16 protein-coding genes are annotated in these 23,109 nt (G+C 71.8%); 14 read left to right on the top strand and 2 right to left on the bottom strand.

Going from position 1 to position 23,109, the window contains the following annotated elements:
- The first annotated feature begins 722 nt into the window (after positions 1–722).
- The 14 genes from ACFYW3_RS25160 to ACFYW3_RS25095 all read left to right on the top strand — a co-directional run bounded on the left by ACFYW3_RS25160 (position 723) and on the right by ACFYW3_RS25095 (position 17,189).
- Complete coding sequence (locus ACFYW3_RS25160; RefSeq protein ID WP_351382560.1) at positions 723–1,295, top strand: DUF402 domain-containing protein; 573 nt, start codon at positions 723–725, stop codon at positions 1,293–1,295.
- 389 nt (positions 1,296–1,684) lie between these two features.
- Positions 1,685–1,909, top strand: coding sequence for a phosphopantetheine-binding protein (locus ACFYW3_RS25155; protein ID WP_351760202.1), 225 nt, complete (start codon positions 1,685–1,687; stop codon positions 1,907–1,909).
- 483 nt (positions 1,910–2,392) lie between these two features.
- Complete coding sequence (locus ACFYW3_RS25150; RefSeq protein WP_351760205.1) at positions 2,393–3,691, top strand: MFS transporter; 1,299 nt, start codon at positions 2,393–2,395, stop codon at positions 3,689–3,691.
- The gene (locus ACFYW3_RS25145; RefSeq protein ID WP_351760208.1) at positions 3,688–4,548 is read left to right on the top strand and encodes an isocitrate lyase/phosphoenolpyruvate mutase family protein; all 861 of its coding nucleotides are present in this window, start codon (positions 3,688–3,690) and stop codon (positions 4,546–4,548) included. The genes ACFYW3_RS25150 and ACFYW3_RS25145 overlap by 4 nt, the downstream gene beginning before the upstream one ends.
- Before the next feature lie 58 nt (positions 4,549–4,606).
- Positions 4,607–5,428, top strand: coding sequence for a transketolase (locus ACFYW3_RS25140; protein WP_389387395.1), 822 nt, complete (start codon positions 4,607–4,609; stop codon positions 5,426–5,428).
- Positions 5,421–6,344 (top strand): transketolase C-terminal domain-containing protein, encoded by a 924-nt coding sequence (locus ACFYW3_RS25135; protein ID WP_351760214.1) that lies wholly within the window; start codon positions 5,421–5,423, stop codon positions 6,342–6,344. Before ACFYW3_RS25140 ends, ACFYW3_RS25135 begins: the two co-directional genes overlap by 8 nt.
- A complete protein-coding gene (locus ACFYW3_RS25130; protein ID WP_389387394.1) occupies positions 6,341–8,074 on the top strand; it encodes a thiamine pyrophosphate-binding protein in 1,734 nt (577 codons plus the stop codon). The genes ACFYW3_RS25135 and ACFYW3_RS25130 overlap by 4 nt, the downstream gene beginning before the upstream one ends.
- The gene (locus ACFYW3_RS25125) at positions 8,067–9,368 is read left to right on the top strand and encodes a condensation domain-containing protein (RefSeq protein WP_351760222.1); all 1,302 of its coding nucleotides are present in this window, start codon (positions 8,067–8,069) and stop codon (positions 9,366–9,368) included. The genes ACFYW3_RS25130 and ACFYW3_RS25125 overlap by 8 nt, the downstream gene beginning before the upstream one ends.
- Before the next feature lie 34 nt (positions 9,369–9,402).
- Entirely contained in the window at positions 9,403–10,314 is a 912-nt protein-coding gene (locus ACFYW3_RS25120; RefSeq protein WP_351760225.1) for a phytanoyl-CoA dioxygenase family protein, read from the top strand.
- Entirely contained in the window at positions 10,301–12,808 is a 2,508-nt protein-coding gene (locus tag ACFYW3_RS25115; protein ID WP_351760228.1) for an amino acid adenylation domain-containing protein, read from the top strand. Before ACFYW3_RS25120 ends, ACFYW3_RS25115 begins: the two co-directional genes overlap by 14 nt.
- Positions 12,805–13,809, top strand: coding sequence for a zinc-binding dehydrogenase (locus tag ACFYW3_RS25110; protein WP_389387430.1), 1,005 nt, complete (start codon positions 12,805–12,807; stop codon positions 13,807–13,809). The genes ACFYW3_RS25115 and ACFYW3_RS25110 overlap by 4 nt, the downstream gene beginning before the upstream one ends.
- Complete coding sequence (gene argC / locus ACFYW3_RS25105; protein WP_389387393.1) at positions 13,806–14,885, top strand: N-acetyl-gamma-glutamyl-phosphate reductase; 1,080 nt, start codon at positions 13,806–13,808, stop codon at positions 14,883–14,885. Before ACFYW3_RS25110 ends, argC begins: the two co-directional genes overlap by 4 nt.
- A 5-nt stretch (positions 14,886–14,890) precedes the next feature.
- Positions 14,891–16,072, top strand: coding sequence for a phosphoglycerate kinase (gene pgk, locus ACFYW3_RS25100; protein WP_389387429.1), 1,182 nt, complete (start codon positions 14,891–14,893; stop codon positions 16,070–16,072).
- Positions 16,062–17,189 (top strand): iron-containing alcohol dehydrogenase, encoded by a 1,128-nt coding sequence (locus ACFYW3_RS25095; protein ID WP_351760263.1) that lies wholly within the window; start codon positions 16,062–16,064, stop codon positions 17,187–17,189. Before pgk ends, ACFYW3_RS25095 begins: the two co-directional genes overlap by 11 nt.
- A 66-nt stretch (positions 17,190–17,255) precedes the next feature.
- On the opposite strand, the gene ACFYW3_RS25090 is transcribed toward ACFYW3_RS25095, so the two are convergent.
- Both ACFYW3_RS25090 and ACFYW3_RS25085 read right to left on the bottom strand, forming a co-directional pair.
- Positions 17,256–18,434, bottom strand: coding sequence for an amidase (locus ACFYW3_RS25090; protein WP_351382531.1), 1,179 nt, complete (start codon positions 18,432–18,434; stop codon positions 17,256–17,258).
- A gap of 67 nt (positions 18,435–18,501) precedes the next feature.
- Positions 18,502–22,731: a molybdopterin-dependent oxidoreductase gene (locus ACFYW3_RS25085; protein ID WP_389387392.1), complete on the bottom strand. Its 4,230-nt coding sequence runs from the start codon at positions 22,729–22,731 to the stop codon at positions 18,502–18,504.
- Positions 22,732–23,109: the final 378 nt, after the last annotated feature.

The raw sequence follows: 23,109 nt of genomic DNA, 5'->3' as shown, positions 1-23,109 counted from the left end.
GTGCCCTGTAGTTCGAAGGTGCGAGCCACACCTGATCCCGTCTCACATCATGGAACACGGGGAACGCACCGCCAAATCGATGGCGCGTACGAGCGGGCCACAAAGTGGTTTTCCGGCCCGCCTGGCCGAAAAGGTGGTGGCGCCGACGCCCCCGCCGGCCACCGACCTCATGTGTGCCGGACATCACGTTCCGCGAGCAGGTCGGATCGGGGAAATTCGGTACCGCCCATGCGGACACGCCGTGAAGGGGTGACGCCAATCACTCCCCCGGGCGGCTCCGGCCATGGACCGTGAAAGCCCTCTGGGCACGGTGAACTTGACAGTGCACGGACGCCAATGGAAACGTCATCCAGACCCGGAGCGTGCGACGTTGGGGGAACGTCAGCGCCATCACTGCCAAACGTGAGCGGTGGACCTCAGGCTTTGCCCGCAGGTCACTCGCAGCTCATCGCGGGAGCAGGCGTCTGCTCGCACCAACAGCTCCAAGGGAATACCCACGCACATGCTCCACCGACGCACCACCGGCCCGGGCGACGCGACCAGCGCCATTTCGCCCCTGCCCGCCCCACCGCGCGCGCTGAAAACGGTTCCGGCCCGCAATTCCCGCCCGCGGCTCCCGCTCCGCCGCCGGCTCGGTCACGCGCGCCCCGCCGAGCGCCAGGGGATGTGCCGGGCGGATCCCGATCCCGGGGGGAAAGCGTCGCGTCGATAGAGTCGCGATCATGCAAACCACCTTTTCTGTCGGCGAAGTGATTGTCCGGCGCGAAATCCTGGACGATCGGGAATGGATTCGCTATCCGGTGCGGGTCGCCGCCGACGACGGCCACACCCTGGCCGTCTATCTGGCCAAGAACACGCCACTCACTTTCGGGACCCACGAGTTCCGTTGGGGACCGCACCCCTGGGCCGCGTTCGAGCACGTCTGGCAGTCGGACGGCGTCCTGCAACTGCAGCGACCCGGGGAGGGCTACTCGGTGTGGGCGCGCCGGGAGGGCTCTCGGTTCCAGGGCTGGTACGTCAACTTCCAGGAGCCGATGCGCCGCACACCGGACGGTTTCGACACGCTGGACCAGGAGTTGGACCTGTGGATCCCCGGCGATGGTTCGCCCTACCGGTGGAAGGACGTCGACGAGTTCGAGGAGCGGGTGCGCTCCGGCGGCTTCACCACGCACGAGGAGACGTCCGTACGAGCGGCGGCCGCCGAGGTGGTCGCCCTGGTGGAGCGGGGTGCGGGCTGGTGGGAGGAGTGGCGCGACTGGCGGGCGCCGGCCTCCTGGGAGGTTCCGGCACGTTGAGAAAAGGCGCCGTCACAGGCCACCATATTGCCATTCCATAACCAGGGTCGGATTGCTTCGGCGGCTGCCATGTGATTGGATCATGTCATTCGCATTACCACCCAGTAACTCGGCTGTACGCGATCGGTCGACCATTCGAGTGGGAATTGATGGACGGCCGATCGCGGCGGCTTGCGGAAGGTTGTTAAAGGGGAGTCAAAAAGTTTCCCCGGCTCCCGCAAAAGATTTGGCGCGACTCGCGCTCCCTGGGCGGCTGTTGAGCATCCCCATTCCGTGCCGCCACCTGGTCGGACTCACCGGCAGTTCAAGCCGAAAGCACGTGCTCGACCTGGGCACACTCTTGCCCTGACGGCAGATTCGAGAGGATCGACATATTGAACGCGAGTATTGTGGAGACGCTTTCCCGCCTCTGGGAAGAAGCTCTCGGCGAGCCCGTCACCGATATTGACGCCGATTTCTTCGACCTCGGCGGTGATTCACTCATGGCGCTGACCATCGCGACCCGCGCGATCGATGCGGGCCTTCCCATGCCGCGTTCCGGAGTTCTTCGCCGGAGCACCATCAGGCAACTCGCGGAAGCGGTGGAAGAGCCGGAACTCTTCGAACAGGTCTGATTCAAGGAGTCGCCGCTCGGGGGTGGGCTCACCCCTCCACCGGGCCTACGCGTCGGTGGAGCACGCCGTCTGCCGCGACATGCCTTCCCGCCACACCGTGAGCGACACGTTCCCGCGCGTCATCGAGGTCAACGGTCGGCCTGGCGGCCACCAGGGGCAACTCTCCCCACAGACGACCGACTTGGACCTGATGTCACCGGCCGCCGAGTCGCTTTCGAGCCGACTGACCGGCCGGAGCGGATACGTCCGGACCGGATCCTCCTTCAGCTCAACGCACCGGACCCAAGCGCGCGTTACGCCCTCCTCAACGCACCGGACCCAACCGCGCGTTACGCCCTCCGCGACGGCAATGACGCGGCGGACGCGCCGCGTTGCCCGATGCCAGCCTCCGTCGTCCGTCTGTGCGTCCCTGAGCCACCGTCCGCCGGTGAAGCAATGGCGGGCAGCCGATCCGCAGCCCTCCCGCCGCTAACGGGGATCCCCTTGCCCAAGAGCCCTCCGCCCACCACACTCACCAGACCCCTCGACCTCCTGCGCGACCTGGTCCCCGAGCCCGGCGCGGCCCGCCCCATGGCCGCCCTGACGTTCGCACAGTCGCTCGGCACCGGTCTCTTCCTCACCTCCAGCGTCATCTTCTTCACCCGGACCGCGGGATTCTCCGCCGACCAACTGGCCATCGCCATGTCGATCGCGGGTGTCTGCGGGTTCCTCTGCTCGATGCCGGCCGGCCGGATCGCCGATCGGTTCGGGGCACGCGTTCCGCTCGCCATCAGCTACGCGCTGCTGGGCCCCCTGTTCTTCGTCTACCCCTTCGTTGACAACGTGGTCGAGTTCGCCGTGGTCGCGGCCCTCATCGGGGTCTGTGAAACAGGGGCCGGCGGCCCGCTGCGCGGCGCCCTGATCCACGCCCTGTTCGGCAAGGCCAAGGCCTCGGGGGTGCGCGCCCAGATGCGCAGCCTCTTCAATCTCGGCTTCACCGGCGGGGCGGCCCTGGCGGGCCTGGCGCTGGCCGACGGCAGCCGATCCGCCTTCATCGCGGTCACCACGGCGAACGCGGTACTACAGCTGAGCTGCGCCGTCATCGCCTTCCGGTTGCGGCCGCCGGCCGGTATGGAGCCCGCTCCGGCGGCGCCCGCCAAACGGTCCTGGGTCGCGATCAAGGACCGGCGCTTCCTGCTCGCGACCGGGCTCAGCGGTGTGCTGGAGTTCTATCTGCCGGTCCTGACGGTGGGCATGCCGTTGTGGATCGTCCACCGGACCGGCGCCCCCGGAGCCCTGACGGCCGTTCTGATCGCACTGAACACGATCATGGTGGTGCTCTTCCAGCGCGTCGCGAGCCGGGGCTCGGAAACCGTGCACGGCTCTGGTCGCCTGCTCGTACGGGCAGGAGTGCTGCTGGCGGTCGCCTGTGTGCTGTTCGCGCTGTCCGGAGGCAGGGGAGCGGTCTGGGCCACGGTGTTCCTGGTGCCCTCGCTGATCGCGCTCACCCTGGGCGAGCTGGCCCAGGCCTCGGGCAGTTGGGGACTGGCCTTCGCCCTGCCACCCCCCGACCGCATGGGCGAGTACCAGGGCGTCTTCGCTCTCGCGCGGGGCTTCCAGCAGTTTCTGGGCCCCGCCCTCGTCACCGTGCTCACGATGAGTCTCGGCGCCTCCGGCTGGCTGATCCTGGCCGCGCTGTTCCTCGTCACCGGCCTTGCCGCCGGGCGGGCCTTCACCCGAAACACCCCATCGGACCCGGCGGCATCCATCGATGCCGCCGCACCAAAGGAGTCGACCCCATGATCCGCAACAGCTATCCGTCGTTCCGGCAGGTACTGGCCGACCATCCCCTCACCAAGATCGCCGGTGCGCACTCCTCCCTGGGCGGCCGCATCGCCGAGCAGAGCGGTTTCCAGGCCGTGTGGGCGTCGAGCTTCGAGATCTCCGCCGCGCGCTGCCTCCCCGACGCCAGCCTCCTGAGCATGACGGACTATCTGGAGGCGGCCGCCCACATCCAGAAGGCGCTCTCCGTGCCGGTCGTCGCCGACTGCGACACCGGGTTCGGCAACAGCATGAACGTCGCCTACATGGTGGCCGAGTACGAGAGCGCCGGCATCACCGCCGTGAGCATCGAAGACAAGATCTTCCCGAAGATGAACAGCTTCGCGGCCTCCGATCACACCCTGCTGGACGTGAGCGCCTTCGCCCACAAGATCGAGACGGCGAAGAAGGCCCAGCGGACCGACGACTTCTTCGTCATCGCCCGCACGGAGGCCATGATCAGCGGACTCGGCGTCGACGAGGCCCTCAAGCGGTGCAACGCCTACGCCGATGCCGGCGCGGACGCGGTGCTCGTCCACTCGAAGCAGAAGACCAAGGACCAGGTCCTCGAATTCCTCGCCCACTGGGACGACCGGCTGCCCGTCGTCGTGGTGCCCACCACCTACCCCGATTGGCACGCGGACGACGCCCGGGCCGCGGGTGTCTCGGCCGTCATCTACGCGAACCAGGGACTGCGCGCCACGATCACGTCGCTGCGCTCCACCTACCGGTCGATCTACGAGACCGGCCACACCTCTCACCTGGAGGACAGCATCTCCGGGGTCAAGGACGTCTTCGACCTCCAGCAGCTCGACGAGTGGCAGCAGCTCGGCGTCTGACAGCCGTATTCCCCCCATCGTCTGATGTTCCATCAGGCATGAACCAGGAAGGAACACAGTGTCGTTGCAAGACGCGGCCACGGTGCGCCGCCAGGCGGCGCGCGCCCGGGCGCTCGCGCTGACCACGGTCAGCACCGCCAAGACCGGCCACATCGGCGCGGATCTGTCCGCCATGGACATCCTCTGCGCCCTCTACTTCGGCGTGCTTCGCGGCGAGGCCGAGGAGGCGGACCGGGACCGGTTCATCCTCAGCAAGGCACACGCGTCCGCGGCCATGTACAGCGTGCTGGCGCTGAAGGGGCTGCTCCCGGAAGAGGAGCTGGCGACCTTCGGCGGCGCGAACTCGCGGCTGAGCACCGTGGTGTCGACCCGGGTGCCGGGCATCGAGTTCAACACCGGCTCGCTCGGCCACGGCCTCTCCCTCGGCGTCGGCTCGGCGCTCGGCGCCCGTATCCAGGGCTCCGCGCGACGCACCTTCGTGCTGACCGGCGACGGCGAGCTCCAGGAGGGCAGCAACTGGGAAGCCGCGATGCTGGCGGCCTCCCGCAACCTCGACGGCCTCGTCGCGGTCGTCGACCGCAACCTCGCCCAGAAGGGCGCCGGCACCGAGGACATCAACGCCCTGGAGCCGCTCGACGACAAGTGGCGCTCCTTCGGCTGGGAGGTGCGCATCGTCGACGGGCACGACATCGACGCGCTGCTCGACGTGTTCCGTTCGGCGCCGCTCACCCCCGGCAAGCCGACCTGCGTCATCGCCTCCACGGTCAAGGGCAAGGGCGTGTCCTTCATGGAACGCAACCTCGAGTGGCACAGCCGCCAGATCACGCCGGAACTCCTGCAGCAGGCGCTCCAGGAGCTTGAGGAGGTTTCCAATGACTGACTGCGCCACCGCGTTCTCCGCCGCTCTGCTCGAGCTGGCGCGCGAGGACGAGCGGATCTGCATCGTCAACAACGACTCGGCCGAGACCCACTCCGCGCTCGGCTTCCAGTCCGAGTTCCCCGACCGGTTCGTCGACGTCGGCATCGCCGAGCAGAACCTGGTGGGCGTCTCGATCGGCCTGGCCAACAGCGGCCTGCGCCCGTTCGTCTACTCCGCCTCCTGTTTCATGGCCTCACGGGCCCTGGAGCAGATCAAGAACGCCGCCTACACCAACTCCGACGTCATCTTCTGTGGCTTCGTCAGCGGGCTGGCCTACGGCGCGCTCGGCGGCACCCACCACGCGGTCGAGGACCTGGCATGGATGCGGGCCATCCCGCGCATGAAGGTGCTCGCGCCGGCGACGCCCCGCGACACCGTCGCCGCGCTCCACGAGGCCCTCGCCCACGACGGTCCGGTCTACATCCGGATCGTCAGCAAGCTCGACACCCCCGAGCTGTTCCCGGCCGACCACACCTTCAGCTACGGCGGATCGGCCCAACTGCGCGACGGCGCCGACGTCACCCTGATCGGCAGCGGTCTGCTCACCACCCGACTCGTGGAGGCCGCACGCCTCCTCGCCGAGGACGGCGTGGATGCCCGCGTCCTGCACCTGGGCTCGGTCGAGCCGATCGACAGCGAGGCCATCGCCAGGGCGGCTCGCGAGACGGGCCGACTCGTGGTCGCCGAGGACCACGTGGTCAACGGCGGCCTCGGCGGCGCCGTCGCCGAGGTCGTGGTGCGCACCACCCCCGTCCCCGTCCTGCAGATCGGCATACCGCAGGTGTTCGCCCCCATCGGGCCCGCCGAGTTCCTCTACGAGCACTTCGGGCTGACGGCGCAGGGGCTGGCACAGCGGGTACGGCAGTGGTTGGGATGACGGTGCGTGTGGCCGACTACGTGGCCTCCTACTTGCATGCGCTGGGCGTCCGCACCTGCTACGGCCTGTCCGGTACCGGTTCCATCCACCTCGACCACGCCTTCTCCCGGCAGCCGGACCTGCTCAGCGTCTGTGCCCGGCACGAGACCGCGGCCGCGCTGATGGCCACGGGCGCGGCCAAACTCACCGGGACCCTGGGGGTCGCCCTGGTCACCAGTGGCCCCGGCGCGGTGAACGCGCTCGCCGGGCTGGTCGACGCCTACGCCGACGGGGTACCCGTGCTGGTCATCTCCGGCCAGGTCGAGACCCGGCACATCGACGAGGACGCCCGTTCGTTCGGCGTCCAGGGCTTCGCCGTCGTGAAGAGCGCCCGGAGCATGACCAAGTACGCCGCGGTGGTGGAGGAGCCGTCCGACATCCGGGCGCATCTGGACCGGGCGGTCCGGGAAGCGCTCGCGGGCCGGCCTGGCCCGGTGTGGCTGGACATCCCGCTCGACGTGCAGGCGGCCGAGATCGACCCGGCGACCCTGCGCGGGGCGCCGTCCGCCGAAGGCGAACCGAGGGGTGCGGGTGCCCGGCAGGCCGCCCGACAGATCATGGCCATGCTGCGCGGCGCCGAACGGCCGCTGGTCGTCGCGGGCCAGGGAATCCGTCAGGGCGCGGCCGAGGAGCAGTTCCGGACGCTGATCGAGCGGCTGCGGCTGCCGGTGGTCGCCTCCCGGCTGGGCAATGACCTGCTGCCGTACGACTCGGCGCTGTGGTTCGGCCAGGGCGGCATCCGCGGCCGGCTCTACCCGAACCTGATCATGGCTCAGGCGGATCTGGTCCTCTCCCTGGGGTCCAGTCTGTCGATCGGTTTCGTCGGCGAGGACGCCGACGGCTTCGACCCCGACGCGACGGTCGTCGCGGTGGACATCGACCCGTCCCAGTTGAAGAAGAAGGGTGTGCGCATCGACTTCCCGGTGTGCATGGACGTCCGCGACCTGCTCGACGCGCTGCTCATCGAGTCGGCGGAGTCGACCGAGCCGGCCGCGAGCGAACGCTGGCTGGCCACCTGCGCCGAGCTGAAGGAGGCGCACCCCACGATCGCCGGCGGCGAGCTGCGGGAACCCCTCAACTCGTACCGCTTCGTGGAGCGGCTGGACGCGCACACCGGTCCCGGCCACGTCTTCGTGGTGGACACCGGAAGCGCCTACTACGTGACCGGCCAGACCCTGGAGTTCTCCGCCTCGCAGCGGGAGATCACCTCCGCGGCGTTCCTCAACATGGGCGCCGCGGTGCCCATGGCGGTGGGTGCGGCGTTCAGCAGACCCGACTGCCAGGTGCTGGTGCTCGTGGGCGACGGAGCCATCGAGCTCAACATCCAGGAGCTGGCGACCATCAGTCAGTACGCCCTGGACATCAAGGTGTTCGTGCTGAACAACGGCGGGTACGCCTCGATCCGGGAATCACAGGAAGCCCTGTGCGACGGCCCCGCCCTGGATGAGCCGGAGGCGCTGAACTTCCGCGATGTGGCGAAGGCGTTCGGCCTGCCGTACCGCAGGCTGGAGCGCGCCGACTCGCTCGACACCGACCTCGCCGGGCTGTTGGCGCACCCGGGACCCGAGCTCGTCGAGGTGATGTGCGACCCGAAGCAGTTGCTGCTGCGCCCGCTTCGAGCGGACGGTGGCGTACGGGCCCATGACGGCGCCTCCCTCGTGCGACCGGTGAAGGAGCTCCATCATGCGTGAGTCGATGCCCGTCTCCTGGAACCAGCGGCACCGCCTGGGCCAGACCCTGGAGGACGCCGAGAGCGGCGTCTTCAACCCCCACCACGCCACGCTCCCGCTGGCGTTCACCGGGCCCGTGGACCTGGCCGCCATGAACCGTGCCTGGCACGCCCTGCAGCGGCGCCACCCGGTGCTGCTGAGCGGCTTCGACCTGGACGCCATGGTGTGGCACATCGGGCTGGCCGATCCGGTGGACCTCCGGCAGATGGCCACCGCCGGGACCGAGGACGCCGATGTCGCGGCCCTGCGGGCGGCCTGCGCGGCCCCCTTCGACCTGGAGCGGGGCCCGATGGCCCGGCTTCTGGTGATGACCCGCCCCGACGAGGAGACGTACTTCGCCCTCGTCGCGGAGCACCTGGTCAGCGACGGCTGGTCGCTCAACGTCCTGGCGCGCGACCTGTCCGCGCTCTACGCCGCCGAGCGCGACGGCTCGGGGCTCGAACTGCCGCCCGTGCGGATGACCTTCCCCGACTTCGTCCGGCGGCAGAACCGGATGATGGACTCCCCCGAGGGGAAGCAGGCCCTGGAACGGCTGGCGGAGGGGCTGAGCGGGGTCGGGGCGATCCCGACGATGCCGATCTCCGGTTTCAGCGGGCGGTCGCCCGTCCGCTACGAGGCGAAGGACGGCTTCAGCCGCCGGCTGTCGCTCGACGTGTGCCAGAGCCTGGGCGCGGTGGCCAGGCCACTGCGGATGACCGCCTTGAACCTCATGCACGCCGCGCTGCACCGCTCGCTGTCCACCCTTTCCGGCAGCGAGGCGGTGGCCACCACGCTCTCGACCGCCAACCGGGAGCTGCCCGATCTGCACCAGACCACGGGCTGGCTGGCCAGCAAGGCCGTCCTGACCAGCGAACCGGGGAGCCGGCCCGACACGGAGGACTATCTGCGGCACTTCCGCCGGCGGATGCTCGCCACCCTGGACGACGGCCATGTGCCCTGGCCCGCCCTGATCGACCGGATGGACCCGCAGGCCGTGGGACGGCAGTCCCGCGTCCCGTACGTCACCTTCAACGCCCGCCCCCTCGGCATGCGCAAGACGGTCGGCACCGTCGAGATGCCCGGGGTGCGGACCCGTCCGCTGCCCATCGCCGTGGGCTGGCACGACGCCTCGATCGCGACCTTCTGGGTCGAGGACGAGGACGGCGTGACGGCGACCGTCAACTTCAAGACCGACTGGTACGCGCGCGGGGACGTCGAGGCCCTGTGGGACGGGGTGGACGCCCTGCTGCGCACCTGGGCCACCCAGCGCCGCTGACGGCACGTTCCCTGTTGTCAAGAGAGGATTCATCATGATGCACGTTTCGACCATGCGCGACTCCACGTTGGTGACGCGGCGAGAGCGCGACTGGACACCGCTGACGGAGGAGCAGCTCGAAAGCTACGAGCGGGACGGCTACCTCCACCTCAAGGGCGTCTTCGACCAGGACGAGGTGGCCCGGGGCCTCGAACTCATCGACGACGTGGTCGCCAAGGGCGCCCCGACGATCGAGAACCACGCGAGTTTCACCGACCGCAGCCACACCGTCCGCGTCCGCGACGCGGTCAGCCGCACCTCGGAGATGGACCACTTCCTCGACCACCCCAAGCTGGTCGGGCCGCTGATGTCCCTGTTGAACGGCAGCGTCCAGATCCTGGGGACCGAGATATTCGTCCGGTCCCTGCAGGAGGAGGCACTGGAGTACTGGCACACCGACGGCGGCGAGTACCTGCAGCGGATCCAGCTGACCCCGGGCAGCCCCGGCCTCCAGGTCAAGGCACAGATCTTCTTCACGGACGTCACCGAGTCCAACAGCGGCAACTTCCTGCTGATCCCCGGCAGCCACCGCAAGCTGCCCACCAGCAACAACGCACTGTGCTACATGGAGGAGCTGGACGAGCCGCTGCGCCGCGGCGTGCTGCCGGACGACGCCATCGAGGTCAAGGCAGCGCCGGGCGACGTGCTCCTCTTCCCGTACTCGCTCTGGCACGCCGTGGCGCCCAACACCCACCGTGAGCGGAAGACGTTCATCCTCCGCTACGGCCACCTGTGGCACCGTCCGCACGACTACTTCAGCCAGCCCCGGGAGATCCTGGACCGCATGTCGCCCCGACTCCGTCGCATGTTCGGCGACTTCGGCGACGACGCGCACCCCACCGACTACTACAAGCCGGTCGACCAGGGTGACGTCATGGCCGGCGGAGGTACCCGTGACCAGCGCTGACCCACTGGTCGGCGCCCTCAGCCTGACCGACCTGTTCGCCGGGTCGGTCAGGCTGAGGGGCGAGGCCGCCGCCCTCTGCGAGAGCGGCCGGGAGATCACCTATGCGGAGCTCGACGAGGCGTCGGACTCCGTCGCCGCGCAGCTCGCCGACGCCGGGGTGGGCCGCGGCGACCTGGTGGGCGTGCTCCTGGAACGCTCCCACCGGGTGCCCGGCTGGATCCTCGGCATCCTCAAGGCGGGGGCGGCCTACGTACCGCTCGACCCGACCTATCCCCGCGAGCGGCTGCACTACATGGTCGCCGACGCCCAGGTGAAGATCCTGGTCGGCGACCCGGAGCAGGCGGCCGCCTGCGGGCTGGACGGCGTCGAGGTCATCGACCCCCGCTCGTCCGCGGCCGGCGTCGCGTCCCCGGTGAAGCCCGCCGCCACACCGGACCCGCAGGATCCGGCGTACGTCATCTACACCTCGGGGTCCACCGGGCAGCCCAAGGGCTGTGTCGTGACGCACGCCAACGTGCTGGCGCTCCTCGAAGCCACGCTGCCGCTGTTCGACCTCGGACCGCGGGACCGCTGGTCGCTCTTCCACTCCTTCAGCTTCGACTTCTCCGTCTGGGAGCTGTGGGGGCCGCTGGCCACCGGCGGTACCGCCGTGGTGATTCCCGCGGCGGCGGCCCGCGCGACCGAGGACTTCCTGCGGCTGCTGGCCGACGAGGGTGTCACGGTGCTCAACCAGGTGCCCTCCGTCTTCCGGTTCCTGGCCCGCGAGTACGCCGACTCCGGCGCGCCCGACCTCGCCCTGCGGTATGTGATCTTCGGGGGCGAGAACGTCGACCTGGACGTCGTCAAGGCGTACACGGACGCCGCCGGGGACCGGGCACCGGAGTTCGTCAACATGTACGGCGTCACCGAGACCACCGTGTTCACCACGGTCAGGACGCTCACCCCCGAGGACCTCGCCGGCGCCGTGCGCTCGCCCATCGGGGTACCGCTCCCCCATCTGTCGGTCCGGCTCCTCGACCGTGACCTCGCACCGGTGCCCGACGGCGAGGCCGGCGAGATGTGGGTGGCCGGCACCGGGGTGACGGCGGGCTATCTGCACCGGCCCGAGCTCACCGCCGACCGCTTCCGCACGTTCGACGGGACGCGCTGGTACCGCACCGGCGACCTCGCCCGCCGGCTGCCGGACGGCGCCCTGGAATACCTGGGCCGCAACGACCAGCAGGTCAAGATCCGCGGCCACCGGGTGGAGCTCGCCGAGGTGGAGGAGGCGCTGCGGGCCGACGCGGCCGTCCACGACGCGGCCGCCGCGGTGACGTACGACGCCGACGGCACCGCCGTTTTGGTGACGCTGGTGGTTCCGGCGGGCGACGGCGCCTTCAGCGTCGCCGCGCTGCGCCGCCACGCCCGCGCCACCGTGCCCGCCTACCTGGTGCCGAACCGCTTCCTGCGGGTGGACACGCTGCCGCTGACCCCGTCCGGCAAGCTGGACCGGCGCGCGGTCCAGGAACTCGCCCGAGCGGGCGGCGCCCCGCCGGCCGTGCCCGCCGCCGCGCGCACGCGGGTGCTGGTGGTGGACCCCATCCACGAGAGCGCTCTGGCGGAACTGCGCCGCACCCACGACGTCCACGTCGAGCTGCGGCCCCCGGCCGACCGCCTGATGCGGCTGGTCGAGGACGTCGAGGTCATCGTGGTGCGCAGCGGCGTGCGCATCGACGCGGACGTCATACGGGCTGCGCCCCGGCTGAAGGTGGTGGCGCGGGCGGGTTCCGGGGTCGACAACATCGACCTCGACGCCGCCGAAGCCGCCGGGGTGGCCGTGTTCAACGTTCCCGGCGTCTCCGCGCCGGCCGTCGCCGAACTGGCCCTGGGGCTCATGCTGTCGGCGGCCCGCCACATCGTGCTGGCCGACCGCCAGGTGCGGGCCGGAGTGTGGAACAAGGCCGCCCTCGCGGGCATCGAACTCGGCGGGAAGACCCTCGGCCTGGTGGGTCTGGGCCAGATCGGCACGCGCCTCGCCGAGTTGGCGCGGGGCATGGGGATGCGGGTGATCGCCACCGTCGACCGGGACACGCCCGAGCGCCGGGTGCGACTGCGTGGACAGGGAATCGAAGCCGTTCCCCTGGAGGAGCTGTTGGCCACCGCCGACGTGGTGTGCCTGGCCGTGCCGCTCACCGACCGTACGCACCATTTGATCGACGACCGCTCGCTGCGGGCCATGAGGCGTTCGGCGTTGCTGGTCAACATCTCGCGGGGGCCCGTGGTCGACGAGGATGCCCTGTACCGGGCGCTCACCGAGGGCGAGATCGCGGGCGCCGCGCTCGACGTGGTGGCCGAGGAGGGCAACCCGGGCCGCCTCGCCGAGTTGGACAACGTCGTGATCACGCCGCACATCGGCGCGATGTCGGCGGACTCCCAGGAACGCATCGGCCGGATCCTCCTCGACTCGCTGCACGAGGTGCTCGCCGGACGGAAGGTGGCCACCTCGTGCCGATGAACAGCGCCGTACTCACGGAGTACGGGCGGATCGAGTACCGCAGCGGGCCACTGCCCCCCGTCGCCGACGGGGAGGAGCTGCTGGTCCGGGTGCTCGCCACCGGCGTGTGCGGGTCGGACCTCGCCACCTACCGGGGCGCGCACCCCTACAAGACCGCACCGGTCGTCCTCGGCCACGAGCTGTGCGGCGTCGTGGAGCGGGCGGCGGGCGGCTTCGCCGTCGGCGACCTGGTCTGCTCGGCGGCCTACGCGCACTGCGGGAGCTGCGACCGGTGCGCTCAGGGGCTCACCAACCTCTGCCGAGACAAGCGGAATCTGTGCCACCTGGGGTGGGAGGGCTCCTTCGCGGAGTACGTGACGCTCCGGCCGAACATGACCTTCGCCCTGCCCCCGGGGCTCGATCCGGAGCTCGGCGCGCTCGTCGAACCTCTCTCCATCGGCCTGCACGCCGTCCGGCTCGCCGGCCCGGCATCGGGGCGCACGATGCGCGTCATCGGATCCGGCAACATCGGCCTGGCCTGCCTGATCGCGGCGCGCCGGCTCGGCTTCACCCGGATCACCTGCACCGACGTCGGACAAGAGAAGGGCGACCGCGCCCTGGCCCTCGGCGCGGACGCGTACGCCGACGTACTCGCCCCGGCCGGCCCGTCCGCGGAGGCGGACGTCGTCGTGGTCGCCGCCGGCCACCCCGGCGCGCTCGACGAGGCGGTCGGCCACGTGCGGGCCGGCGGCACCGTGATCGTGGTCAGCTTCTTCGACGGCCCGGTGACGCTGGCGGCCAACGCCCTCGTCGGCCGGGAAGTGACGGTCGTCGGCTCCTCGTTGTCCACGGCCGCGGACTTCCACACCGTGATCTCCTGGCTGGCCGCCGGGGAGATCGACCCCCGCCCCATGGTCACGCACCGGTTCGCGCTGGCCGACACCGCCGAGGCCATGAGCCTGATGGCCGAGGGCAGGGCCACCACCGGCAAGATCATCCTTACTCCGCGAGGTGACGCATGACGCTCCGTATCGGCATCGTGGGAGGCACGGGCCACGCCGGCGGCGAACTCGCCCGACTGCTGCTCAACCACCCCGCAGTCGCCTCCATCACGCCCACGGCCCGGGGCGGGGAGGAGTTCGACCGGGTCCATCCCAATCTGCTCGGCTGCGGGCTGACCTTCGTCGACGTGGATGAACTCCGGCGCCGCGCGGACGACCTCGACGTGGTGTTCTTCTGCACCCCGTCGGGCGAGGCGATGCGCTCGGCGGCCTTCTTCCTGGACCGCGGGGTGAAGGTCGTCGACGTCAGCGCCGACTTCCGCTTCCGCGACCCGCAGCGGTACGCCGAGGTCTACGGCGCGCCGCACGCCGCCCCCCACCTGCTCGACGAGGCCGTCTACGGGGTGACCGAACTCCACCGCGAACAGGTCGCCGGTGCCCGGCTGGTGGCCAACCCCGGCTGCTACGCCATCACCACCGTGCTCGGACTGGCCCCCCTGCTGCGCAGCGGCCTCGCCGACCTGGACGTCCCCGTCCACCTCGCCGCCGTCAACGGCACCACCGGGGCCGGGAACAAGCCGCTCACCGAGATCATGCACGCCGAGGCGTTCGGCTCCATGCTCCCGTACAGCCTCGAAGGGCACCGCCACGCCCCGGAGCTGGAGAACCATCTCGCGCCGCTGGCCGGCCGGGAGCTGTGCGTCGACATGACCACGGCACACGGCAACTTCGCCCGGGGCATCTACATCCAGGCGAGTCTGGCCGTCCGGCCTCAGGAGCGCGCGCGGATCGACCGGGCCTCGCTGTTGGACCTCTACGAGCGCCACTACGCCGACGAGTTCTTCGTCCGCGTCAACAGCGCACCGAAGAAGGCCGGTCTCAACGCCAAGGAGTACGGCGTCTATCCGAGCCTGAAGGCCGTCACCGGCTCCAACTTCTGCCACATCGGCGTGGACTACGACGCCGCCCGGGGGTTCGTCAAGGTGATCGCCGTGACCGACAACCTCGTCAAGGGGGCGGCCGGATCCGCGATCCAGAACATGAACGTGATGTTCGGTCTCGACGAGCGGACCGGCCTGTCCCACTACGGGCTGTGAGCACCATGCGGCTGCTGCGCGATCATCCCGTCGTGCCCGGGGAGCGCTGGGTCTACTCCGCCGGGTTCAACGTCGGCCCCGCACTGACCGACACCGGCCGGATCGACACCGAACTGGACGACCTGCGCGGCCTGGCCGCGGCGGGCGCCCGGGTCGCGCTCCTCAGCCACCAGGGCAGCGCGAAGGACGGCACGGCCCGGCACCTGGACCATCTGGCCGGGTACCTCGGCCGGCGCCTGGGCCGGGAGGTCCGCTATCTACCGGAGTGCTCCTCGCGGCAGGCCCGGCGCTGGGCCGAGGAGCTGCGCGACGGGGAGATCGCACTGTTCGGCAACGTCCGGCTGGAGGCGGGCGAGGAACGCGGCGACCGCGAACTTGCCGCCGCGCTCGCCCGCCTGGGCGACCGGGTGGCGGTCGGCGGATTCTCCAAGGCACACCGCCGCCACGCCTCCAACGTCGGCATCCTCGACTTCCTCCCGGGCTACGCGGCCTCCAGCCTCCTGCGCGAGACCGAGCTGCTGCGGCCGTGGGCGGCCGGTGGCGGGGCGGCCGGTGGCGGGCCGGCCGGTTCGGTGGCCGTGCTGGGCGGCGTCAAACCGGAGAAGACGGTGGTGGGGCTGGAGAGCCTGACGCGCACGTACGACGTGGTGATCCCCGGCGGGGTGGTGCTCAACACCCTGCTGGCGGTCGGTGGTCACGCCATCGGCGCCTCCGAGCTGGGCACCGATGCCGAGCGCTGTGCCACCGCGGCACGCACCGTGCTCGGCGGCCGGCGCCGGGCCCGCATCCACCTGCCCCGTACGGTCCTGATCGCCGGCCCCGGCGGCGCGACCCGGACCGTGGACGTCGAGGCGGGTGTCCCGGACGGCTGGGCCATCGTCGACTTCGACCTGGAGGGGTGGGCGGTGGACGCGGTCCGGGAGGCCGGCCGGGTCCTGGTGGCCGGCACCCCCGGCAGACACGCCGAGGGCAACCACCGTGCCGCGGCAGCGGTGTTGGGTGCCCGTGCGCCCGGCGATCCGCACACCCTGCTGCTCGGCGGCGACACCGTCGCGGAGCTTCCCTGGACCGGCCCCCGGTCCACCGGCGGCGGCTCCGCACTGCACTACCTCGCGGACGGCACCTGCGCCGTCTTCGAGGCACTCGAGGACAACCACAAGAAGGGAGTCGGTGACCATGCGGCTTGAGTTCCCCGTACCCACCCACGTGGTCTTCGGGAGCGGCACCCTGGACCGGGTCGGCGCGCTCTCGGCCCAGTGGGGCGGGCACGCGCTGATCGTGTGCGGGCGCACCGCGATGCGCCGACACGGCTTCCTGGACCGGGCGGCGGATTCGCTGCGCCGGGCGGGCCTGTCGGTGACCGTCTTCGACAGGATCAGCGCCAACCCGCGGTCCGACGAGATCGACGAGGCAGTCGCGCTGGCGAGGTCGCGGTCCTGCGACGTCGTGATCGGCCTCGGCGGCGGCAGCGCCATCGACGCGGCCAAGGCCGTGGCCGTGGCCGGCCCGTACGACACCGTGCGCGAGATCATCGGCGAGACGCTCGACGCCTCACCGTCCGCGCTCCCCGTCATCGCCGTGCCGACGACGGCCGGCAGCGGGTCCGAGGTCACCAAGGGGGCGATCGTCACCGACGTCGTCCGGGGCTTCAAGTCCGGCATCCGCGGCGACGACGTCTTCCCCAAGGTCGCCGTCGTGGACCCGGACCTGACCGCGCCCCTCCCGGTCGCGGTCGCCGTCGAGACCGCCTTCGACGCGCTCGCCCACGCCATCGAGGGCTACGTGGCGGCCCGCGCGACCGACGAGAGCCGGTCCCACGCGCGGCACGCCATCGCGCTGATCCACGACCACCTGCCCCTGGTCGCCGCCGGGAACGCCGGCCCGCGGACCCGGGAGGCGATGGCCCACGCCGCGCTGCTCGGCGGCGTCAACGTCGCCTGCGCGAGCACCTGTCTGCCGCACCGCCTCCAGCAGGCGATGGGCGCGGTCCGGCGGATCGACGTACCGCACGGCAGGGGCCTGGCCCTGCTCTACCCGGCCTGGCTGCGCACCGTCCAACCGCACGCCGAGGACGGTCTCGCCGACGTCGCCGAGGCCCTGGGCCGGCACGACATCCACCAGGCCGTGTCCGGCGTGCTGGACACGGCGGGGCTGGCGACCGGACTGGAGGACTGGGGGTTCACCGCACGCGACATCGACACGTTCGTCGACGGGATCAGCGGCAATCTCGACAACGATCCCACCCCGGACATCGACACCGACCTCATCCGGCACATCTACGCGGAGTCCTTCCGCAGGCCGTGAGAGGTCGCGCCGACAGGCCGGGTTCGGGCAGGCGCTCGGGGGGAGTGCCGAAGGCGTCGGTGTCGGTCACCTGCTTCGTCGGAAGGCCCTCGGGCGCGCCGGGTTCTCGGCCGCGGCGGCGACGGAGAGGAGGTCCGCCTCTCGGCCGCGGCGGCCCACCAGGTGGAGTCCCACGGGTTCGCCGTCGGCGGTGAGGCCGGCGGGGATGCTGATGGCGGGATGACCGCTGATGTTGAAAGCCCAGGTCAGCGCCACGCTCAGGGTGTCGCCCGGGCCGTCGTGACCGTGGGGGGCGTTGGGGGTGGTGGGGGTCGCCAGGAGGTCGACCTCCGCGAAGACGCGGTCGAGGGCGTGAGCGAGCGCGGCCCGGGTCCGCGCGACGCGTTCCGCGTCCGCCGGGGTGTGTCCGCGCAGGCTCCGCCAGCACGCGGCGGGATCGACGAGGAGCACCGGTACGTCGACGGGCTCGGTCGCCCCGGCGCGGGACAGGTCGTGGAGGAAGGTACGGGCGCGTTCCGCGATGTCGGGCCGGGTCGCGGCGAATCCCAGGTCCGGGGACCACGCCGTGCGCAGGGGGCGCGCGGGGGCCGCGAGGGCACGGGACGCGGTGCTCGTCCCGGTGAGCGCGTCCAGGTACACGGCGGCGTCCGCCGCGTGGCGGGCCAGCGGGCCGGCGATGTTCAGGCCGGCGCGGTCGCGGGCGGGCACGAGGCCGTTGGTGGGCTTGAGGCCGATGACCGCGCACCAGGCCGCCGGGATGCGCACGGATCCCGCCCCGTCGCTTCCCGTGGCCAGGGGCACCATCCCGGCGGCGACCGCGACGGCCGATCCCGCGCTGGAGCCGCCCGGACTCCACCGCGGGTCGAGGGGGTTGAGGGTCACGCCGCGATCGGTTGCGCCCCAGGTCTGCCAGCGGGTGCCCGGGCCGGGGGTGGAGGTGGCGCCCACGGGTACGCAGCCCGCGGCGATCAGGCGGGCGGTCTGGAGCGAGCCGGGCCCCTCGGTGCCCTTGACCCCCAGGGGCACCCCGGCCAGCGGAAGCCGGTGGCCCTCCCGTACCCGGCGGTCGACGGCCGCCGCGTGCTCGGCGGCCTCGCGCGGCCACAGTGCGGTGAAGGCCCGTAGCCCGGTGTCGTCGCGGGCGATCCGGGCGAGGGCGTCCTCCGTCGCCTCGCGCGCGGACAGCCGACCGGCGTTGACCTCGCGGGCGATCGCGCACGCGGACAGCTCGCCGCGCTCCTTCATCCGGCTCCCCTTCCGAGATCCGCTCGATGATGACACGCCCGAGCGGCCGGTCGGCTGCCCGGTCGGCTCAGTAGACGTCGCGGGCGTAGCGCCTGTCCGCGGCGAGCTGCTTCAGGTAGGCGGTCGCCTCGTCGGCGCTCAGGCCGCCGTGGGTCACGGCCACGTCGCGCAGGGCCCGGTCCACGTCCTTGGCCATGCGGCTCGCGTCGCCGCACACGTAGAAGTGGGCTCCGTCCCGGAGCCAGGACCAGAGTTGAGCGCCGTGCTCGCGCATGCGGTCCTGGACGTACACCTTGGTCCGCTGGTCGCGGGAGAAGGCGAGGTCGAGGCGGCTGAGGGTGCCGTGCCGATGGAGTTCCTCCAACTCGGCACGGTACGAGAAGTCGGTGGCGCGGCGCTGTTCGCCGAAGAACAGCCAGTTGGCGCCCGGGTGGCCGAGGGCGCGGCGGTGTTCGAGGAAGCCCATGAACGGTGCGATGCCGGTGCCGGGGCCGACCATGACGGCCGGGGTGTCCGGGTTCGCGGGCGGCCGGAAGTTCGCCGAGCGCCGGACGAACAGCGGTACGGGTGTGCCCGGTTCGGCGTCCGCGAGGAAGCCGGAGGCGACGCCCTTGCGCCGGTGGCCGCGCGGTCCCTCGTAGCGCAGGACGGATACGGTCAGGCTGACCTCGCGCGGGTCGACGAGGGGGCTGGAGGAGATCGAGTAGAGGCGGGGGCGGAGCGGTTTGAGGCGGTCGACCCACTCCTGGGCGCCGAGTCGGACCGGGTACTCGGTCAGGACGTCGACGGGCTGTCGGCCCCAGGTCCAGCGGGCGAGGCCGTCCTTGTTGTCGGGGCGCGTCAGGTGCTTCAGGGTGCGGTCGCCGGTCTGTTCGGTGACGAGGCGCAGCAGGTCGGTGGTGACGCGCGTGATGTCCAGGTGCCGGTGGAGCGCCTCGACGAACGGCATCGGGTCGTGGCCGTCGACGGCGACCTCGGCGTCCGGGGACAGGCCGGTGGTCGCCAGCCATTGCGTCACCAGGTCGGGGCAGTTGACGGGCTGGACCCCGAGGGCGTCGCCCGCCTCGTACGCGGGGCCGTCCTCGCCCAGGTCGAAGGTGAACCGGCGGATCTCCTTGGCGGCGCCGGGCAGGCTCAGCAGCCGGTTGCCGGACAGCCGGGCGAGGTGCGGGGCGTCCTTGCGGGCGGGGCCCGGAGCGGCCGGGGACGCGGAGGTCGGGGACACGGGGGTCGGGGACACGGGGGTGGGGGACACGGGGGCAGGTGCGGGCTCGGGGCCGGCCGTCGGGTGCGGGGCGGCGGTCAGGGCGGCGCGGACCCGCTCCAGCCACTGACGGGCCGGTTCCTCGTAGTCGGGCTCGCAGTCCACCCGGGGCAGCAGGCGTACGGCACCGAGTTCGTCGAGGCGCCGGTCGAGCCGGCGGCCGTGGCCGCAGAAGGCGTCGTACTGGGAATCGCCGAGGGCCAGTACGGCGTACCGGACGTCCTGGAACGCGGGGGCGGCAAGGTCGCCGAGCGCCTCCCAGAACCCGGCCCCGTTGTCGGGGGCGTCGCCGTCGCCGAACGTGCTGGTGACGACCAGCAGGTCGGTGCCGGGGGTCAGGGAGAGCGGCGTGCGGTCCGCCATGTCGTGCACGGCCGCCGGGTGGCCGTCCGCGGCGAGTCCGTCGCCGATGGTGGTGGCGAGGTCCTCGGCGTTGCCCGTCTGGGAGGCCCACAGGACCACGATCCGACGGGCCGGGGTGTCGGTGACGGACGGGGCCGGCGCCCCGCCCGGTGCGGTCTCGGGGGGCGCGGGTGGTCCCGAGGGCGGCTCGGGCGGCGACGCCGGTCCGCGGGAGTACGTCCCGGCGAGGACGCCGTCGATCCAGAGCGCGTGCGCGGCCTCGAACGGGGCGTCCGGGGGGAGCGTGGGCACGCCCGCGTCGGGCGGTGCGGCGGCGAGTCCGGTGAGGAAGCCGGACAGGTAGCGGCGCTCGTGGTCGGCGAGGACCGGGGGCGCGAGGCCGCCGGGGCCGCACAGCGCCGCCAGGGCGGGGACGGGTACGGAGGCGGCCTGCGGGGTGGTCGTCTCGGCGGCACCGGACGGGGCCGGGGGCGTGGCGGGCAGCGGGGCCCGGGTCTTGGTCAGTGTCACCGCGCAGGCCTTGAACTCGGGTTGGAAGGAGATCGGGTCGACGGCGTCGTTCGTGACGGCGTTCACGCCGAGGTACTCGCCGAACAGGTCGTTCCAGTGGAAGGGGGCGAAGCAGTTCCCCGGCCTGACCCGGTCGGTGACGACGGCGGGCAGCACCGCCCGGCCCCGGCGGGAGGCCACCTCCACGGCGTCGCCGGCGGTGATGCCGAGGGAGGTCGCGTCCCGCGGGTGGATCTCGACGAACGGCCCGGGGTTGAGCTTGTTCAGCCTGGCGACCCGGCCCGTCTTGGTCAGGGTGTGCCACTGGTGCTGGAGGCGCCCGGTGTTGAGGACGAACGGGTAGTCATCGTCGGGTAGTTCGGCGGCGGGCAGGTGTGGGCGGGCGTGGAAGACGGCCCGCCCGCTGTCGGTCGGGAACACCAGACGGGGGCGGGTGCCGTCCGGGCGCTCGACCAGGGTCTGGCTGACGCCGTCGTTGAGGTAGCGGATCGGGTTCCGGTCGGGGCCGCCGGGCGCGGCCGGCCACTGCACGGGGGTGGAGCGCAGCCGTTCGTAGGTGACGCCGCGCAGGTCCCAGCCGGTCCGGGGGTTCCAGGCCTGCCGCAGCTCCTCGAACACCTCCTCGGCGCAGGTGTACGTGAACGCGTCGGCGAATCCCATCTCGCAGGCCACCCGGGCGATCAACCGCCAGTCGGGGACGGCCTGACCGGGCGGGTCGGCGGCCCCCGGGACCAGGGTGAGGTTGCGCTCGGAGTTGATCATCACCCCGTCCGACTCCGACCACAGGGTGGCGGGGAGCGCGATGTCGGCGTAGGCGTTCGTCTCGGTCTCCGCGAACACGTCCTGGGTGATGACCAGTTCGGCGGTCTCCAGGGCTTTGATGACCGTGCCGCGGTTGGCGACCGAGGCGACCGGGTTGGTGCAGATGATCCAGCACGCCTTGACCGCGCCGGCGGCCATCTCCTCGAACATCTCCACGGTGCCGCGCCCGACGTCGGTGCGCAGGGTGCCGCGCGGCACGCCCCACAGGTCCTCGGTGAACTCCCTTTCCTCGTCGACCAGTACGGAGCGTTGCCCGGGCAGGCCCGGCCCCATGTAGCCCATCTCGCGGCCGCCCATGGCGTTGGGCTGGCCGGTGAGGGAGAAGGGGCCGCTGCCGGGTCGGCAGATCGCGCCGGTGGCCAGGTGCAGGTTGACCAGGGCGTTGGTGTTCCACGTGCCGTGGGTGGACTGGTTCAGGCCCATGGTCCAGCAGCTCGTCCACTCCCCCGCCTCGCCGATCCAGCGGGCGGCGAGGCGGATGTCCGCCTCGGGAATGCCGGTGATCTCGGAGACCCTGTCGGGCGGGTAGTCCGCCAGGAAGGCGGGCATGGCCTCCCAGCCCTCGGTGTGGGCGGCGATGAACTCGGGGTCGGTCCGGTTGTTCTCGACGAGCAGGTGCAGCAGGCCGTTGAGGAGGGCCAGATCGGTGCCCGGCCTGATCTGCAGGAACAGGTCGGCCTTGTCGGCGGTGGCGGTGCGCCGGGGGTCGACGACGATGAGTCGGGCGCCGGCGGCCTTGACCCGGTCCATCATCCGCAGGAAGAGGATGGGGTGGCAGTCGGCCATGTTGGCGCCGATGACGAGGAACGCGTCGGCGTGCTCGAAGTCCTCGTACGAGCCCGGCGGTCCGTCGGCGCCGAGCGAGGACTTGTAGCCGCTGCCGGCGCTCGCCATGCACAGCCGGGAGTTGGACTCGATCCGGCTGGTGCGCAGGAAGCCCTTGGCCAGCTTGTTCGCCAGGTACTGGGCCTCCAGGGACATCTGGCCGGAGACGTAGAGCGCGAGTGCGTCGGGGCCGTGGGCGTCGAGGATCTCCCGGAGGCGGTGGGCCGTCTCGGTGACGGCCGCGTCCACGTCGGCGGGGGCGGGTTCGCAGCCGCGGTCCCGGCGGATCAGCGCGGTCTCCAGGCGGCCGGGCGCGGCCGTCATGTCGACGTGGGTGGCGCCCTTGGTGCACAGGCGTCCGGAGTTCGCGGGGTGCCGCCGGTCGCCGGTGACCTTCACCGGTGTCCGGCGTCCGTCGGGGCCGCGGGCGAGGTCCAACACGATTCCGCAGCCGACACCGCAGTAGGAGCAGACCGTCCGTACCCGGCTGGTCGCCGCATCCGCATCGGCCACAGGAGCCCCCCGTCGGGAACACCGGGTGGCGCCGGGAGCTTCCGGACGCCACCGGGGTGCGCGGGTCCGTCCCGCGGCCCTCACCGTAAGAAGCGCGTGTTGCGCGCGCGTGACGGGCGGGACCGCGCGGGCGTTACGACGAACCACACACGGCGCGAGGGGCGGGCGTGAGGTGCGGGGGCCCGGGAGGTGGGGGCTGTCGTCCGGCGCCTCCCGGCCGCCGCGTGGCCCGTACGCGCGGCCTGGTGCCCGTACGCGCGCGGGGCGTCCCGAGTGCGGGTCGGTACGGCTCTGGACTGCCGCTGGTGCCCGTACGCGCGCGGGGGCGTCAGGGAGGCCGAAGAGGGCCCAGGCGGCCCGGGCGGCGGTGCCCGTACG

It is taken from the genome of Streptomyces sp. NPDC002602, assembly GCF_042889445.1.
Classification (GTDB): Bacteria; Actinomycetota; Actinomycetes; order Streptomycetales; family Streptomycetaceae; genus Streptomyces.
Note: the sequence above shows the minus strand (reverse complement) of the source record. Positions and strands in the feature narration are given on the sequence as shown.